Raw genomic sequence first — 3672 nt, forward strand, 5'->3', positions numbered from 1 at the left:
CAAATAATGTTGCAGATATTCAAAAAATGAATGATATCCTATTGAAACATGAAGAATATTATATGAAAAAGTCAAGTATGTATAAAATTGGTGGTACAGTATATGGTAATTTGTTTGAGATTAGACAAATTGCATATGATTATTATCTATTCTATAAGAAAAATCATTTGATGTTGGATTGGTTTAATAATGTTGAAAAAATGTTGATACCATATATAAAAGCTATATTTTGTACATATTATCCAGATAAATTTTAAGGTGATATTATAGGATCTTTTCTAAGAACCTATGTAGAATCTTATCCAATAGAATTAGTTGATGTGGATATGATTGTTAAACATGTAAAACTAAAGAATTTAAGAAGTATTGTGTCATATTATAAAGTTAATTCAATAGATTTATCTAATAAAATTGATATTTCCGTATTATTTGAGGACTTTTGTAAATCAATGAAGAAATATTGGAGTATAAGAATGATAGATCAATTAGAATCATTTAGTTTTTTACTTTCATTATGTAAATTAACTAAGCAACAAAATATAAGAATTACTAAAGCATTTCTTGCATTATTAACACCTTCTGATAATGAAAATATTCGAGTAATTATAAACAACATAAATGCATTATGGATTTATGTGAATAAACATTTTGATAAAGCAATTAAAGATTATGTTGGATTGTTAGAACTTTTAATTAATCATGAAATTTCTTTAGGACTAACATCGCATCCTGATGCATATCCAAATTTGGTAAATAAGTTGTCAGAGATATCTGATAAAAATATATATATCCGTTGTTGTGATGAAATTAATAGAATAGAGGATGAGCGTAAGAAGACATTTTTTGTTATATCTTTTATTGTTTTATAGGCTTTACTATATTGAGCAGAAGCAATATCCAATAACGAATTCAATCTATCGTAAATATCTTCATTTATATATAATAATGAACGTAAACATGTATTATTAAATTCATATATAGCTAATTCATAATAATTTTTATTTGTAAATTTTCGATAATCAACAGATTCATATTGTTTTTTTAAATCATTCATGATATTTGATAATTCATTCATATTATTATTAATCAAAGAATAATAATATGCTTTCTCAGAGTTTGAAGGAATTTTTTTTACTTTTTCCATAATTTCATCATACTTATTATAAAGAGAAAGTTTATATAATCTATCATCCTCTTGAACCTCTTCTTCAAAAATTATTTCATCACTATTATCTCCATCTTCTAGTTGAATTCCTGATATTCCAGACTTCATTAATAAATTACATAAATCGTGATTTTTTGTTAATATTTTAAAATTGTTATATTCTTCTACATCTTTAAAAATCATTACTGGCGTTATTATTCCATATAAACTCTCGAAACGAAATGTTTCTATAATTGTTTTATAACTAATGAAATTAAAACAGGAAACACCCTCATTAAGTTTTTCTAATGAAGTATTTAGTTGCTGTAACTTATCATTTGTATATGCTAAAGTTTCATTATTTATATAATTCAAGAAAGTATACAATTTTTTACCAATACTATTACTTATTTTCATACATTTTGAATTTTCTATCATGTAATCTGTTACTTCAGATAAATCTACTAACTCAATACCTTTATTTTTCCAATATTTAATATCATGTAAAGGATCTTTTATTTGATCTACTACTAAATAATGGGGCTGTCGATTTTCTACATTCTTTTCTTTGACAAAAAAATCAATATAGTTCATAATAAGTTTTAAATTATTATCATTTAATGAATATCCCACAAATAGAAATGTCTTATCTATTAAAAGAGACTTTATAAATGTTTCTATTATAATATGTTTTTGGGAATAGTTTAAATAATCATCTTCTTTTAATACTATATTTTCTATATCATCAATATCACCATGCATCTTAATAATATAGTTTCTTCCTTTTTTTGATAAAATATCATCATCTTTTGTAATTATTGCATACTTTGAAACTCTTGGATCTTTTACATCCTCTAATAAGTGATCATAGTTTGTGGTAATTATATGTTCTGGCTGTAATTTTATAATAATTTCATCTATAATATTAGATTCATATTTTTTATTAAACTTATCTTTTAAAAATTGATAATAAGGCTCTTTTTCTTCTTTTGAGTCACCAAAACTTTCATAAAAATGTTGTGGAATACGCAAAAAATCTTCTGATGAAAAATCATATTTGAATTTACAGTTAAAACTATCTATACCACATAATTCGATATTCTCACCACATTGACCACATATTATATTTTTCATCTCACATGATGCACATTTATTTTCACCAATTTTATCAGCAATTTCCTTCACTAACTCCCACCAAGAACATACTCCAGAATTTTTAGAAATCCCAGAACCAACAAAAATTACAAGATTATCATTTGAATTTATTTGTTTAATTTTTTCTATCTGTTTTATCATTTTAGTCATTAATATTACCTCACTTAAAAATTATGATTTATAAACATTTTTACAAATAAACAATATCTACTAACTAAATTCTAACATCGTAAATTTTATAATCATAAGTATCCATAAAAAACTTTTGATACTGCTGGAACAATAAAATCCATATTTTAATAAATGATATAATCAATTAACAATATTCTGTATTAAATTTTATTCATCAGTCTATTTTAGTGCAATAAATTCAATCAAAACTTTCCTATAACCTTTCTTTCAATATTTACAGAAAATTGTTATGTTTTTTTAAAATATTATTAACTTAATACATATCAACATATTCTCTCTTTAATCTAATATCATACAGCATATACAATTATTCCTTTTTCAAGATAATAGTATATTTCTGAATTATAATCATAATATACTCATATCTCTAAATCTATCAATTCAAAATAGAAAATACTACCACAATAATAGTTATTTTCTTTGAAACAACATAAAATTATTGTATTATAAACCTTATTAACATATATAATAAAAAATTTTTCTTTTTAAACTATGCTAACTTTATCCATTATTATACATCTTGTTTTTTTAACATTTTTTTAATAAATTAGCAAATATATTATTAGCAACTATTACATTAACAGTAAATAATTCTCCTATCATATTTTTCACAACAATTATTTCTTCTATATTTTTATATACACTATTCTCATCATACATATCATCACAATATAGTAACTGTGTATTATCAGGATATGAAATCAAGCTTCTATATTCAATATCTGATAGTACTGGTCGATGGTCAAACCTACTATTTGGCTTATTATTCTGAATACTATATGTTCCAATTACTGGTACAGATAATTGTATTCCTACACTTTTTATACTTTTTAATACATACTCCATCTTATCCTTTGCAAAGTAGTTTCTTTCATTCTCCAAATTTTTAAGTTATTAATTTTCTTTAATTTGCCCTATAACCAATTTAATATATTATTTTTTGCACTCGTTAATTATTCATCATCGTCCTCAAATGCCTCCTCACTTTCTTCTATACGTAATTTCAAATATTCAATAATTGCTTGTTTCACTAATGGTATATCTATTATAATCTTTATTCTATTTTCCAAATTTTTTTATAAAACTCCAAATATGATGCTCGTTTTACTAATTTGCTTTCTTTATTATTACAACGTTGCAATAATATCCTTTTAGGTATCAAATATTTCTCAATGCTATTA

The 3672-nt window shown here is 22.8% G+C and carries 3 protein-coding genes; 1 reads left to right on the top strand and 2 read right to left on the bottom strand.

The genetic code is table 11. The annotated features are described in order from the left end of the window. Positions 1 to 257, top strand: a 257-nt coding sequence (locus tag B5E58_RS13050; protein WP_206608589.1) for a hypothetical protein, incomplete at its 5' end; no start/stop codon positions are given. Between the two features lie 440 nt (positions 258 to 697). On the opposite strand, the gene B5E58_RS13055 is transcribed toward B5E58_RS13050, so the two are convergent. After that, positions 698 to 2449 carry an SIR2 family protein gene (locus B5E58_RS13055; RefSeq protein WP_088110077.1) on the bottom strand — a complete coding sequence of 584 codons (1752 nt, stop codon included), beginning with the start codon at positions 2447 to 2449 and terminating at the stop codon, positions 698 to 700. A gap of 570 nt (positions 2450 to 3019) precedes the next feature. Next, on the bottom strand, positions 3020 to 3373 hold the full coding sequence (locus B5E58_RS13060) for a DnaB-like helicase C-terminal domain-containing protein (protein WP_088110078.1): 354 nt from the start codon (positions 3371 to 3373) through the stop codon (positions 3020 to 3022). Positions 3374 to 3672 lie beyond the last annotated feature (299 nt).

Source organism: Tyzzerella sp. An114 (genome assembly GCF_002161055.1).
Lineage (GTDB): Bacteria > Bacillota > Clostridia > Lachnospirales > Anaerotignaceae > Fimicola > Fimicola cottocaccae.